The organism is Anaerostipes sp. PC18 (assembly GCF_039789045.1).
Taxonomy (GTDB): domain Bacteria; phylum Bacillota; class Clostridia; order Lachnospirales; family Lachnospiraceae; genus Anaerostipes; species Anaerostipes hominis.
In genome coordinates this window covers 2,883,492-2,897,188 of sequence record NZ_CP121164.1, presented here as the reverse complement: position 1 = coordinate 2,897,188, position 13,697 = coordinate 2,883,492, and the positions used below count along the sequence as shown (strand labels likewise).

11 protein-coding genes and 1 pseudogene are annotated in these 13,697 nt (G+C 42.7%); 6 read left to right on the top strand and 6 right to left on the bottom strand.

Going from position 1 to position 13,697, the window contains the following annotated elements:
• The first annotated feature begins 61 nt into the window (after positions 1–61).
• Together mltG and nifJ are read left to right on the top strand one after the other, a co-directional pair.
• Positions 62–922 (top strand): endolytic transglycosylase MltG, encoded by an 861-nt coding sequence (mltG, locus tag P8F77_RS15535; protein WP_270432684.1) that lies wholly within the window; start codon positions 62–64, stop codon positions 920–922.
• Between the two features lie 273 nt (positions 923–1,195).
• A pseudogene (gene nifJ, locus P8F77_RS15530) lies at positions 1,196–4,722 on the top strand (pyruvate:ferredoxin (flavodoxin) oxidoreductase).
• 67 nt (positions 4,723–4,789) lie between these two features.
• Here nifJ and P8F77_RS15525 read toward each other — a convergent pair.
• From P8F77_RS15525 to P8F77_RS15500, 6 genes are all read right to left on the bottom strand, one after another.
• Positions 4,790–5,650: a MurR/RpiR family transcriptional regulator gene (locus P8F77_RS15525; protein WP_095143012.1), complete on the bottom strand. Its 861-nt coding sequence runs from the start codon at positions 5,648–5,650 to the stop codon at positions 4,790–4,792.
• A 45-nt stretch (positions 5,651–5,695) separates the two neighbouring features.
• Entirely contained in the window at positions 5,696–6,334 is a 639-nt protein-coding gene (gene dhaL / locus P8F77_RS15520) for a dihydroxyacetone kinase subunit DhaL (protein ID WP_347256184.1), read from the bottom strand.
• Positions 6,335–6,454: 120 nt separating this feature from the next.
• The gene (locus tag P8F77_RS15515) at positions 6,455–7,453 is read right to left on the bottom strand and encodes a dihydroxyacetone kinase subunit DhaK (protein ID WP_347256183.1); all 999 of its coding nucleotides are present in this window, start codon (positions 7,451–7,453) and stop codon (positions 6,455–6,457) included.
• A 12-nt stretch (positions 7,454–7,465) separates the two neighbouring features.
• A complete protein-coding gene (locus P8F77_RS15510; protein ID WP_347256182.1) occupies positions 7,466–8,323 on the bottom strand; it encodes a sugar phosphate isomerase/epimerase family protein in 858 nt (285 codons plus the stop codon).
• 15 nt (positions 8,324–8,338) lie between these two features.
• Positions 8,339–9,535: a hypothetical protein gene (locus P8F77_RS15505; protein ID WP_287519246.1), complete on the bottom strand. Its 1,197-nt coding sequence runs from the start codon at positions 9,533–9,535 to the stop codon at positions 8,339–8,341.
• Between the two features lie 161 nt (positions 9,536–9,696).
• On the bottom strand, positions 9,697–10,608 hold the full coding sequence (locus tag P8F77_RS15500; RefSeq protein ID WP_270432412.1) for an aldose 1-epimerase family protein: 912 nt from the start codon (positions 10,606–10,608) through the stop codon (positions 9,697–9,699).
• A gap of 303 nt (positions 10,609–10,911) precedes the next feature.
• Here P8F77_RS15500 and P8F77_RS15495 point away from each other — a divergent pair, with 303 nt between their 5' ends.
• From P8F77_RS15495 to P8F77_RS15480, 4 genes are read left to right on the top strand one after another with little or no spacing between them, the layout of a single operon-like run.
• Complete coding sequence (locus tag P8F77_RS15495) at positions 10,912–11,790, top strand: ketose-bisphosphate aldolase (RefSeq protein ID WP_287519241.1); 879 nt, start codon at positions 10,912–10,914, stop codon at positions 11,788–11,790.
• 22 nt (positions 11,791–11,812) lie between these two features.
• Positions 11,813–12,262 carry a PTS sugar transporter subunit IIA gene (locus tag P8F77_RS15490; protein ID WP_287519239.1) on the top strand — a complete coding sequence of 150 codons (450 nt, stop codon included), beginning with the start codon at positions 11,813–11,815 and terminating at the stop codon, positions 12,260–12,262.
• Positions 12,263–12,275: 13 nt separating this feature from the next.
• A complete protein-coding gene (locus P8F77_RS15485) occupies positions 12,276–12,581 on the top strand; it encodes a fructose PTS transporter subunit IIB (RefSeq protein WP_039946376.1) in 306 nt (101 codons plus the stop codon).
• Positions 12,582–12,606: 25 nt separating this feature from the next.
• On the top strand, positions 12,607–13,689 hold the full coding sequence (locus P8F77_RS15480; RefSeq protein WP_270432418.1) for a PTS fructose transporter subunit IIC: 1,083 nt from the start codon (positions 12,607–12,609) through the stop codon (positions 13,687–13,689).
• Positions 13,690–13,697: the final 8 nt, after the last annotated feature.

The window sequence follows — 13,697 nt, the reverse complement described above, 5'->3', positions numbered from 1 at the left end:
GGTATTTCAGAACAATATCAGTATAATGAGAGATAATCAGTGTCGAATTATGGAGGAATTTATGGGTTTAAGTTTTTACGAAAAGAAAAAGAAATCAAAAAAACTGTGGATTTTACTGCTGGCTCTGGTCATTGCTGCCCTGGGTACAGCCTGCTGGATGTTCAAAGTGAAAAAAGAAGAGCGGGAACAGGCTGCGAGAAAAAAACAAGAAGAGCGGACGGTCAGGATCACGATACCAGAGGGCTATACGGCAGAACTTGCGGCGAAGAAATTTGAACAGAATGATGTCTGCAAGGCAGAAGATTTTTTGAAAGCCGCCGATGATCTTGACAGTTATTCTTATGAGTGGCTGAAATCGGTGCCCGAAAAGGCACAGGTAAGCTATAAACTGCAGGGATTTTTATTTCCTGATACCTATGAGGTATACAAGCATACCGATGCCAAAAAGATCGTGGCTATGATGCTGGACAATTTCAATACCAAATGGGAGCAGCTATCCAAAGAAAACAAGACCGGTCTCACACCATATGAAATCGTGACTCTGGCGTCTGTCGTTGAGAGAGAGGCCAAGGTGGATGCTGAATATGCAAAGATCTCCGGTGTGATCTACAATCGTCTGGACAAAAAAATGAAACTCCAGATTGATGCAACTGTGCTCTATCCTCTTACAAAAGGGAAATATAATAAGAAAAGAACACTGTATAAAGACCTGGAAGTGGATTCCCCATATAATACGTACAAAAATCAGGGTCTCCCGGAGGGGCCGATCTGCAATCCGGGGATCAATGCTTTGAAGGCAGCAGTTTCCCCGCAGAAACATTCTTATCTCTATTACCATACAGATAAGACCGGAAAGGGAACTCATATTTTCTCAGAAACCTTCAGTCAGCACGAAGAATCTCTAAAAAATCAGGCAAAATAGACAAAAGACACTGTTATTTTTTGGACAAGATTTTTCCTTAAAAAAAAGCTTCATAAAGTACTAAAAAAAATACGAAGAAATTTAGTTAAAATCCTTTAAAAACCCGTTTGAATGATGTAAAATAAGGCTGTATACATGATTGTATACAGTTTTATTTTGTTCTAAACAACGGTCCCGTTGTTGTGATAACATCCTGTCTCCTTTGTAAGGAGAAGGGAAAAACTTAAGTGTAGATTGTTAATATTTGCACAAGATTTTTTAGGAGGAAGAAACATGGCAAGAAAAATGAAAACCATGGATGGTAACACAGCCGCAGCACACGTATCTTATGCGTTTACTGAGACAGCTGCAATCTATCCGATTACACCATCCTCACCAATGGCAGAATCAACAGACCAGTGGGCAACACAGGGAAAGAAAAATATTTTCGGACATCCTGTAAAATTAGTTGAAATGCAGTCTGAAGCCGGAGCAGCAGGAACAGTACACGGTTCTCTTGCAGCAGGTGCACTGACAACTACTTACACTGCATCTCAGGGATTACTGCTGATGATTCCTAATATGTACAAGATCGCAGGTGAATTAATGCCTTGTGTATTTGATGTATCTGCACGTGCAATCGCATCTCATGCACTGAATATTTTTGGTGATCACTCTGACGTTTACGCTTGTCGCCAGACAGGGTTTGCAATGCTTTGCAGCTCCAGCGTTCAGGAAGTCATGGACTTAGGCGCTGTTGCTCATTTATCTACAATCAAGGGAAGTGTTCCTGTATTACATTTCTTCGACGGATTCAGAACATCTCATGAGATCCAGAAGATCGAAATGTGGGACAATGAAGACCTTGCAGATATGGTGGATTACGAAGCTCTTGAGAAGTTCAGGGCAAACGCTTTGAATCCGGAACATCCGGTTCTCCGCGGATCTGCACAGAACCCAGACATCTTCTTCCAGGCAAGAGAAGCATGCAACAAATACTACGATGCATTCCCGGCGATCGTTGAAGATTACATGAACCAGGTAAATGCTAAGATCGGTACAGATTACAAATTGTTCAACTACTACGGTGCTCCTGATGCTGAATCTGTGATCATCGCTATGGGATCTGTATGTGAGACCATCGATGAGACCATCGATTACTTAACAGCAAAAGGCGAAAAAGTAGGTGTCGTTAAAGTAAGACTTTACAGACCGTTCGTTGCTGAAAAATTAGTGGAAGTGATCCCGGAAACTGTTAAGACAATCAACGTTTTAGACAGGACAAAAGAACCGGGATCTCTTGGTGAGCCATTATACTTAGATGTTGTTTCCGCATTAAGAGGAACAAAATTCGAGCAGGTGACAATCAACGGAGGACGTTACGGATTAGGTTCTAAAGATACAACTCCTGCTGATATCATCTCTGTATTTAACAATAAAGACAAGAAAGAATTTACTGTTTCAATCAATGATGATGTGACAAACTTATCTCTTGAAAGAGGAGAAGCAGTTTCTTCCACACCGGAAAGCACAGTAAGCTGTAAATTCTGGGGCCTTGGAGCTGACGGTACTGTTGGTGCTAACAAGAACTCTATCAAGATCATCGGTGACCATACAGATAAATATGCTCAGGCATACTTTGATTATGACTCTAAGAAATCAGGCGGTGTTACAATTTCCCACTTACGTTTTGGTGATGACCCGATTAAAGCAACATACCTGATCAACAAAGCTGACTTTGTAGCATGCCATTGTGCTCCGTACATCACAAAATACAACATGGTTCAGGACTTAAAAGATGGCGGAACATTCCTCTTAAACTGCAGCTGGCCGGTAGAGGAGATTGGAGATCACCTTCCGGGACAGGTAAAAGCTTACATGGCTAAGCACAATATCAAGTTCTATGTGATCGATGGTATCAAGATCGGTAAAGAAATCGGACTCGGCGGACGTATCAACACAGTTCTTCAGTCTGCATTCTTCAAGTTATCAGGAATCATTCCGGAAGCAGATGCGATCCAGTACATGAAAGATGCAGCTACCGCTTCTTACAGCAAGAAGGGTGACCATATCGTTAAGATGAACCATGACGCGATCGAAGCAGGTGCCAAGAGCGTCGTAGAAGTTCCGGTTCCGGCAGAGTGGGCTGACTGTGCAGAAGAAAGCTTACTGCACCCAGTATCCGGAGACAGAAAAGAGCTTGTTGATTACGTCAACAACATCCAGAACGCTGTCAATGGACAGATCGGTAACTCCTTAAAGGTAAGCGACTTAGTTCCTTACGCTGACGGACATATGCCTCAGGGATCTGCAGCATATGAAAAACGTGGAGTTGCAGTAGATGTTCCTACATGGAATCCGGACAACTGTATCCAGTGTAACTTCTGTGCTTACGTATGTCCTCATGCAGTGATCCGTCCGGTTGCGATGACAGAAGAAGAACTGGCAGCAGCACCGGAGGCTACAAAATCACTTCCGATGACAGGAATGCCGGATTACAAATTTGTTATGACAACCACTGTTCTTGACTGTACCGGATGCGGTTCCTGTGCAAATGTCTGCCCAGGAAAGAAAGGCGAAAAAGCCCTTACTATGGTATCCTTAGACAGTATGAGAGATCAGCAGGAAGTTTACAACTACGGACAGTCATTACCTGTCAAAGAAGATATCTTCGACAAGTTCAAACCGGAATCTGTTAAGGGAAGCCAGTTCAGGAAACCTCTCCTTGAGTTCTCTGGAGCTTGTGCAGGATGTGGAGAGACACCATATGCAAAACTGATCACTCAGTTATTCGGTGAAAGAATGTACATTGCCAATGCAACAGGATGTTCTTCCATCTGGGGCGGTTCTTCACCGGCAACACCTTACACAGTAAACAGAGAAGGACAGGGACCGGCTTGGTCAAACTCTCTGTTTGAAGACAATGCTGAGTTCGGTTTAGGTATGTTCACAGGACAGACTACACTGAGAGCTCAGACAAAAGAAAAAGTTGCTGCCCTGGCAGAGACAACAGAAAATGCAGATGTAAAAGCAGCTGCAGCTGAATATTTAGACACTTACACAGACGGCAAGAAAAACGGAGCGGCTACCAAGAAGTTAGTTGCAGCGTTAGAGGCATGCGGATGTAATGAAGGAAAAGAGATCCTTAAGATGAAAGATTACTTATCTAAGAAATCTCAGTGGATCTTCGGCGGTGACGGATGGGCTTACGACATCGGATTCGGCGGTGTTGACCATGTACTTGCAAGCGGTGAAGATGTAAACATCTTTGTATTTGATACAGAAGTTTACTCTCTAACACCGGCGGTCAGGCATCTAAATCCACACCGGCAGGAGCGATCGCTCAGTTCGCAGCAGCTGGTAAGGCTGTGAAGAAGAAAGACCTTGCAGCAATCGCAATGAGCTACGGATATGTATATGTTGCTCAGGTTTCTATGGGTGCTGATTACAATCAGACAGTCAAAGCAATCGCAGAGGCAGAGGCTTATCCGGGACCTTCACTGATCATCGCTTACGCTCCATGTATCAACCACGGTATCAAGGGCGGAATGAGCATTGCTCAGTCTGAAGAAAAGAAAGCAGTTACATCAGGATACTGGAACTTATTCCGTTTCAACCCTGAATTAGCTGAAGAAGGAAAGAATCCATTCTCCTTAGATTCTAAAGAGCCTACAACAGAGTACAATGACTTCATCATGGGTGAGGTTCGTTACAACGCTCTTGCTCGCCAGAATCCTGAGAGAGCTAAGGAACTGTTTGAGCAGGCAGAAAAGAATGCCAAAGAAAAATATGCTCGTTTGAAAGAATTAGCAGATAAATAAAATATCTTTAGCAAAAATGAAGAAGTCGGGACACTGATTAGCAGTATCCCGGCTTCTTTTTTTGATTCTACAATTTTGTTGTTGATAAGTAAACTTCCATCTCATCCGTTCGCTTTTTGAGAGAGGGAGAAGATTTTGAAGTCTGTGTCAATAAACATATTTTGACCGCGTAAAGGAGTGCATCACATATGGCCATAGAACACAAATGTGATAAGGGTTCTTTTGTCTCATTGAACAAAGGGTGTTCTTCGGTGCTGGACAGAATATGATCAGAGACCCTTGCCAAAGGTGAATCACTGTCGGAGGTAATCGACATGATCGTCATTCCGATATCTTTTGCGATATCAGCAGCCTGAAGCACTTGTTTTGAAGTTCCGGAACCAGAAATTGCGATCACAACGTCTTCTTTACTGCCAAGGCTAACATTGTTCAAATAGTACTCAGAAATGGAACTGCTAAAAGACTGAACACCAAACCGGGAAAGCCGAAAGCTTAAATCCAATGCAATCGGTGTCGTGTTTCCTGTAGCTATGATATGAACCGCAGGAGCTTTGAGCAATATAAGAGCACATTGCAACAGTACATCTTTGGACAAATTGGATGAGAGGTTTCTTAAGTTTTGAATATTGCGTTCAAACGTATAAGAAACAAAATCTGTATCTGCATCAATGCCAATATCATTGGATTTTGTGCCGATATCTCTGGATAAAATTAAACGTAGCTGATAGTATCCCTGATACCCTAGATGTTTGCAGGTTCTTACAACCGTTGCCTCGCTGGTACCGCTGGCTTTGGCAAGTTGGGATACGTTCATCATGACAACTTCATCCGGGTGATCTTTTATATAGTCGGCAATTTGCTTTTCCTTTGAAAATAACTGTTGATAAAGGTTGTCGATGCTGTCTAAAACATTGATTTCGCTTGACATACAACCTCCTTTCATTGTTGGTGGGCTGCTATGCATATAAGTTAATTATAGTATAGACTGGATAGAAGACGCAAGACAATCTAGGATAAAATAGCAGCTGGTTGCACCTGCATCAAGAACACCGCGGCTTCGTTCTCCCAGACGGCTTGACCGTCCAATCTTAGCTATCATATCTTTGGTAGACTCCCATCCTTTTTTAGCGGCATCCCTCATGGCATCCAGACATTCAGAAAAATCTTTCCCTGCTTCTTTTGCTATTATGAAAGCTTCTTTTGCAGGGATCAGAGTATCAAGAAGAGTCTTGTCTCCAAGCTTTGCAGGGCTGATCTCCTGGATCCCTTCCGCAGCTCCGGTGATCATCTTTCCGAATACCTCTACATCAATGTCCTCTTGATCTTCGCTTGCAGCAGAAAGCTCATCAAATAAAAGTCCGTATAACGGCCCCATAGAACCTCCGATGTCCTCCAAAAGAGTCTCTCCAAGGGTACACAGGCCTTCACTCATATTGTAGGTTTGTCCCTTGAGTTTTTCCTCACACATGGTAAACCCTTTATTCATGTTGATGCCGTGGTCACCGTCACCGATCTTTCCGTCGATCTCGCTCAGATAATCCCTCTGCTCCTGAATCGTCTTGATCAGCTTATCAACAATGACTCCTGCTTCCGCATTTTTAAAACTTGACATAATTCTTCTCCTCACTTTAAACTCAGACTGCTTCTTCTGTTATTTATTGTAACATAAGGATCACACTTTTCAATTTGTTTTGGGTCCAGTGATGCTCCAAATTTATGGAAAACGCCGGACTTACAGCTGTTTTAAACCGACAGAGTCGCTGGGCATGTCGATGCATTCTTTCAGTTCATCGTCAAGCTTCATGACAGTTAGCGTCACACCCATCATCTCAAGGGAAGTAAAGTAATTACCCACATATGCCTTGTGAACACTGATTCCTTTTTCTGCGAGAACTTCTTCCACTCGGTCATACACGATATACTGTTCCATTACCGGAGTTGCCCCCAGGCCTGACAAAAGCACTACCACTTCGTCTCCCTCTGCAAACGGCAGGTCCGGAAGGATGATATTCAGCATCTCATCTGCGACCTCACTGGCGGTCTTTAACGGCTGCACATTGATCCCCGGCTCCCCGTGATGTCCGATTCCAATTTCCATCGTACCGTCTTTGATCTCAAAGTTCGGATGTCCCACAGCAGGGATGGTACACGGTGCGGTTCCAATTCCTACGGATCTCGTGTTGTCGATCGCTTTCTGTGCCGCTGCAATGACTCCGTCCAGATCGGCACCCATGGAAGCCTTTGCGCCTCCGATCTTCCACATGAGGACTTCCCCGGCAACACCGCGGCGTTTTTCCAGCTCATCCTTTGAGGCAGATGCACAGTCGTCGTTGGCAACCACTGTTTTTACATCGATTCCCAGTTTCTTTGCTTTTCTCATAGCCATTTTGACATTCATGTTGTCCCCGGCATAATTTCCGTAAAGACATGCAACACCCTTTCCTGAATCAGCCTCTTTCATGGCGTCCAAAAAAGCTTTGGCCGTAGGTGATGAGAAAATCTCTCCCACAGCTACCGCATCACACATATTCTTTCCAATGTAACCGATAAATGCCGGTTTATGTCCGGAACCCCCTCCGGTGACAATTCCTACTTTGCCTTCCACCGGTGCGTCTTTATATTTCAGGACACGGGGATCTTCTGTAGGCGCCACAATATCCTTGTGTGTCTTTACAAATCCTTTCAGCATATCCTCAACAGCGTAATCAGGATTGTTTACAATTCGATTCATCTGTTCTCCCTCCTATATCTCAGCCGCGATGGCTTTCAGATTCTTAAGTCCTTCAATGGCAAGTTCTTCTCCTGTATCAGCAAACTTTCTCCAGATCGCACAGTTTCCGGACAGTTCTTCAAAGCTTGGGTCAAAGGATTCAATGACTAACGGTCCATCATAACCGATTTCCTTTAACGCCGTGAAGAATTCCTTAAACGGCACCAATCCGGTTCCCGGGATTCCCCTGTCGTTTTCATTGACATGCACATATCCGAGATATTCCTTTCCGCAGGTCTTTACAGCTCCGGCAAAGCTCTTCTCCTCGCGGATCATATGGAAGCAGTCAAGATGAACTTTGACATTTCCTGTTCCCACATCCTTGCAGAACTGAACAGCGTCCTCCGCAATGTTGAGGAAATGTGTCTCGAAACGGTTGACACACTCTACACAGATGGTCACATCGCCTGTTTCTTTAGCATATTCAGCCACTTCACGCATACATGCCACACCGTAGTCCCACTCTTCCTGTGTTCTTGATTTCTTTGTGAGATAACCCCAGCCCGCATAGTTTACTCCGCCCAGGATCGGTGCTCCCAGTTCGTTGCAGATATCCACGCATTTTTTCATGGCCTTGACGCCCGCTGCCCTAATCTCTGGATCCGGGGAGATCGGGTTCGTCTCCGGTGTCAGTGTTGTCGTGCAGACACAGTCAATACCCACCCGTTCCAGTTCAGCCTTTACCTGTTTTACTGGAAATGTAAATGGATTGGAAATCGCAAAGTCAATGACTTCAAATCCCAGTTCTTTTGCCTTTGGGATGATCCATAAATCTTTTTCAAAAAAGGATTCAGTCCAAATAAAACTGTCAACTCCAAATTTATTTCTCATAAAAGCTCCTTTCAGTTAGATGCTGGCTGGTACTTCAGGATTGTTATTTGCATAGTTTTGAAGAATTACCAGGGATTCATAAGAACTGGTGTTTTTAACTATAACGCCGTTTTTTGCAGCTTTTTCAGAAACAAAAAATTCATCACCGGAAATATCGTCAAAATGGAGCAGCCCCGGAGCCTCGCATTCAAAACAGCCGAAAGTTCCGTGGCCCTGTGTGATCACAGCACCATATGCAGCCTGATCAGTGAGAGTATAAGTTTGTCCAGGAAGTATAGTGACTTCTTTCGCAGCGACAAAATCATTTGCATAGGCAACCCACTTTTCAATAGCTCTATTTGATTCTGTCTTGATTTTCGGCATACGGAAGTAGGTTTCTTTATAATCAGGGCGTGTGCTTTCCTCCCAGTCAATCTGAGCAAAAATAGCATCCAGGTCTTTTTTTTCTTCTTCCGGAGCGCAGTCGGTCAGAAGATTATGTGGGTTTACTTCACCCATGGTTACATTTTCCATGATAGTATTTACATCACTGTTCCACTGGGGTTCAAAGGTTACCACAGAGGCCGGGGCATGGATAACACCGGCCGGAGTATACCATCCTGTCCCTAATTTAATACGGTAGGCTCTGGAAAGTTCTGTGATTCTTGTATCTTTCACGTCGTAATTTTTAAGACAGTCCATAACCTCTTCTTTGGTTGTGGACGGATCAAAACCAAAATAAGTCAGAGGGAATCTTCCCAGATAAGAAGAGTTATATTGCGGTGGGAAGTAGTAGGCTTCTGGCTTTCCGTGCATTCCGATTTTATTTGCGCGCTCTTCTGTCAAATGCAAATGGTGGAATAGAGGCTTGTCATAGTCATACAATTTTGCAAAAACAGGCCAGGTTCCGTACTTTTCCATCAATGTTTCCCCGATCAGGGAAGAACCCAACTCATCTACAAACTCTGAGAGAAGTATTTTTTCTTTTGTTTTTTTATCTGCAAGCACGTAGCTCATGCCTTCTGTCTCCCCGGTCTCAGGACCATTGAGAGCCTTTGTTATGGAACCGAGCCAGCGTTCGCAGATTCCTCCGCGGCTCATGCCGAGTGCATAATAGTCATCGGGATGAAGACGAAGCCTGTGTCCCGGTTCGTTGAATCCTCTTGGCACCCAGGTTGGTGTAAGCTGTAAAATACCTTTTCCTGCTTCAAATACTTTCTTAATTGTTGACATTCTCATTACCTCCTTAAAAAATGAATAGTTTCTTTATGGCATAAGAAATTCCTGCGGAACCTCCTATAGCTTATCGTGCGCAGCGCACAAATGTGCAAAGAAATCATTTAACTTCGTTAAATTACATTTGGCGCTCAAAGTGAGCAAGCCCGCTTTGTTCTTTATAAATAGGATTCCCATTGAGCCTTATTGGTGAATAAATTGACCGTAACGGAAAATTCCTTCGATTCTCCAGGGGCTAATGAAAGGATATTCCCTGAGTTCTTTACCTGGTGACGGCCGTCTAAGGACGCAGTACAAGGTTCCAGTCCCAAAACATAATCACGTTCTCCCATCATTTTCCATTGGATACTTTGAGGGAACTGGCAGGTAGGAAATTGAATCTGTATGCCTTTTTCAATTTTGGTGTTATAGACCATCATGTTTGCAGTATCCGTATTGTAAGTATGGTAAAAACATTGTTCAGAAAAATTCGGTGTGGGAGGAAGTATTTGATTCCAGGAGCTTAACCCTTTTTTTGACGTCTCATCTCTCGGTGAGACATGGGCTGAATTTATGTAGATTTCTGCATGTTCATCTAACAGCGGATAACCAAGATTTATGTGGTAAAGATACATCAGAGGTTCTGTTTTTGAACCTTCATTCAGGATATTATCCTTCAATATAATCTGATTGGATATTTTTGAAATAGTAAAAACGCGTTTTAATGTGAATTTTGCATTTCCATGGAGACCATGCATTTTCCCCTCATCTTCATTGGGAGAGCCAATGTTGTTAAAGCCGCATGTTGTGAGAAAACCGCAGTTAAATGATTTTAGAAAGCCGAAACCATCCTGCCCCAAAGTATAGTAAGATGGGGCCACTTCTCCTGCCACGGAAGTATAGCTTAAATTTTTCCCATCCAGGCAAAGCCGGGAAATGTCGGCGCAGCGGTCAGCGTTAATTACCAGTTCCATGCCTAATCCATTCCGTATGTGAAGCATATGCATATGATCACCTTTTCCGTGCATCAGCCGGTATTCTTCTACACCCATGATCTGTGAAGGGTGTCCAATATAGTTTTTCTGCTGCATAAAAACCTCCTTAATATATTTAAAGTAATATTAACCAGATAAAGGCTGTGAGAGAAATAATGTTTCTTGTATAAGAAATAATATTTCATAAAAGTCCTTGATTTAAGTGAATATTAGCATGTTTTTTTGGATTTGTATATAGAAAAGTATAAAATATAAAATAATATTTCATAAAATGATTGACAAATATCATAAGGGAAGTTAATATAATAATATCAAAATCAACAAAGGCAAGATGTATCTATAAAATTCCTTTGTGAAAAGTAGCTAAATTATCCATCAAATTTAAAAGGAGATTTCATTATGTTATTGAACATGAAAGATTTATTGGCAGTCGCAAATGAGAAGAACTTCGCTGTACCGGCATTTAATATTGGTACCGGACAGATTTTGAACGCAGTTGTTGAATGTTGTGAGGAAAAACAGGCGCCGGTTATTCTGGCGATTCATCCGAACGAATTGGAATTTCAGGGAGACAGCTTTATTGAAATGTGTAAGGACAAGGCTAACAAATCTCATGTTCCTATGTGTATCCATTTAGATCACGGTGAGACGATGGAGCAAGTGCAGAGAGCTATCCGCTGCGGATTTACTTCTGTTATGATTGATGCATCAAGCAAATCATTTGAAGACAATATTTCCATTACAAAAGAGGTGATTAAAGTCGCCCACCCGTTAGGCGTATCTGTAGAAGCTGAGCTTGGAACCATTGGGGATATCAAAGAGGATTCAGGAAACCGTGAGATCGGAGCAAAAGAGATCGTATTTACACAGCCGGAAGACGCAAAGAAATTTGTTGAGGAAACAGAATGCGATACGCTGGCCATTGCGATTGGTACGGCTCATGGTATTTATCCGAAAGATTTTGTACCGCACTTGGAGCAGGAATTGCTGACGGAGATCAAAAATATAGTTTCTATTCCATTGGTACTTCACGGAGGTTCAGCAAACCCGGATTCGGAAATTGCAGAAGCAGTAAAACGGGGAGTTAATAAGATTAATATATCTTCTGATATTAAAGATGCTTTTTATCAGCAGACAAGAAAAACTTTGGCGGATGATGCTGTTATCAGAGAGCCCTTCGATCTGTATGTTGACAGTATTGCTGCCATGAAGAAGGTTGTAAATCAAAAAATCGACTTGTTTAATTCTGCGGATAAAATGAAATATTACAGATTATAATCATTTTTGAAAGGAAGAAGCCATGGATATTAAGAGTGTTTTAGACGACAGAGTGATCCGTTCAGATCTTTTCGCAGTCAATAAGGAAGATGCACTGCAAAAAATGACTGAAATGCTGCAAAAGGCAGGCTATGTTGATGATGCAGCCGGATTTATTGCAGATGTTATGCAAAGAGAAAGTCTGGGTTGTACAGGAATTGGGAATTACGTGGCCATCCCCCATGGAAAAAGTCCATCCGTATCAAAAGTTGGGATCGCCATCGCAAAGCTTCAAAATGAGATTGAGTGGGAAACCAATGATGGAAAGGGAGTCAAGGTCATCTTTTTGTTCGCAGTTGGAACTGATAATGAGAATGCTATGCAGCATTTAAAATTGCTTGCACAAGTAGCAGGGAAACTGGGAAATGACGAAGTTGTTGGAAAGCTCTTAAATGCAGGTTCTGTTGAAGAGATCAAAACGACATTGGAATAAGAAAGGAGCACCTATGAACATTGTTGGAGTAGCGGCATGTACGGCTGGAATCGCCCATACATATATTGCCAAAGAAAAGCTTGAGAATGCTGCCCGAAAGAGAGGACACAAGATTCATATGGAAACACAAGGGGTGATCGGAGTTGAGGATGCGTTAAGTTCCGGTGAGATTGAGACGGCTGATGTCGTCATTCTGGCGACGGATGTAAGTATTTCCGGGAAAGATCGGTTTGAGGGAAAAAAGGTGGTAGAAGTGCCTACAGAGACAGTGGTCATGTCTCCGAATAAATTAATAGAGAAGATAGAGGAGCTTGTATAAAATATTATAGAAGGAGATAAATAATATGAAAGAACTGCAAATAAAAAAACATATGCTCACAGCAATTTCATATCTGATCCCATTTGTATGTACCGCAGGTATGCTGATGGTGATCGGTAACATTGCAGGAGGAAGCTCTGTAGAAGACTTTACAAAACAGCTTGCTTTCCCTGACTTTTTGACAACCATCGGTGGAACTGCACTGGGATTTCTCCCGATCGTTATTTCCACAGGGATATCTTATAGTATAGCAGATAAAGCCGGTATTGCTCCCGGTATCATCCTTGGACTGCTCTGTAAAGATGCGGGATTTGGTTTTTTAGGGGGGCTAGTCAGCGGTTATCTGGTCGGATATCTGACTGTTTATCTGTTAAAAGTTATGAAAGTACCAAAATGGGTTGCAGGATTGTTGCCTCAGTTAATTCTTCCCCTGATCGGATCCCTGGCGGTAGGGCTGGTCATGAAATATGTGATCGGAATTCCGATCAATGCGCTGACCAATGCGATTACAGATCTTTTGGTGAATATGCAGAACAATGCGGGTATGATCATCCCATTTGGAATATTGGTTGGAATATTGTCGGCGGTTGATTACGGCGGCCCGATCAACAAAGTTGTTTTTGTTTTTGCATGTGGTGTTATGGCAGAGGGAATCGGTGGGCCCATTGCGATTTTGATGCAGGCATCAATGATAGCGCCTTTTGGCCTGACGATTGGATATTTCTTATCTAAGATCATGAAGAAAGATATTTTTTCTAAGGAAGAAGTAGACAACTTGAAATCAGCATTTGTCATGGGATGCTGTATGATAACAGAGGGATCTTATCCCATCATTTTAAATGACTTGATTCGGATTACAATTTGTACCGGTGTAGGTGCCGGCGTGGGTGGTGCTGTATGTGCGGCTTTGAACGTTACATCCAAGGTTCCCACGGGAGGGCTCTTTGCACTTCCGGGATTTAACCATCCGCAATACTGGCTTTTGGCATTATTGATCGGTTCCTGTGTATTTGCGGTGCTGCTTCAGTTCCTTAAAAGAAAACCTGTCAAAGGAAATGTTGAAATTGAAGAAAAAGAAATTGATTTGTCATCATTAAAGATTAGTTAACCAAATAA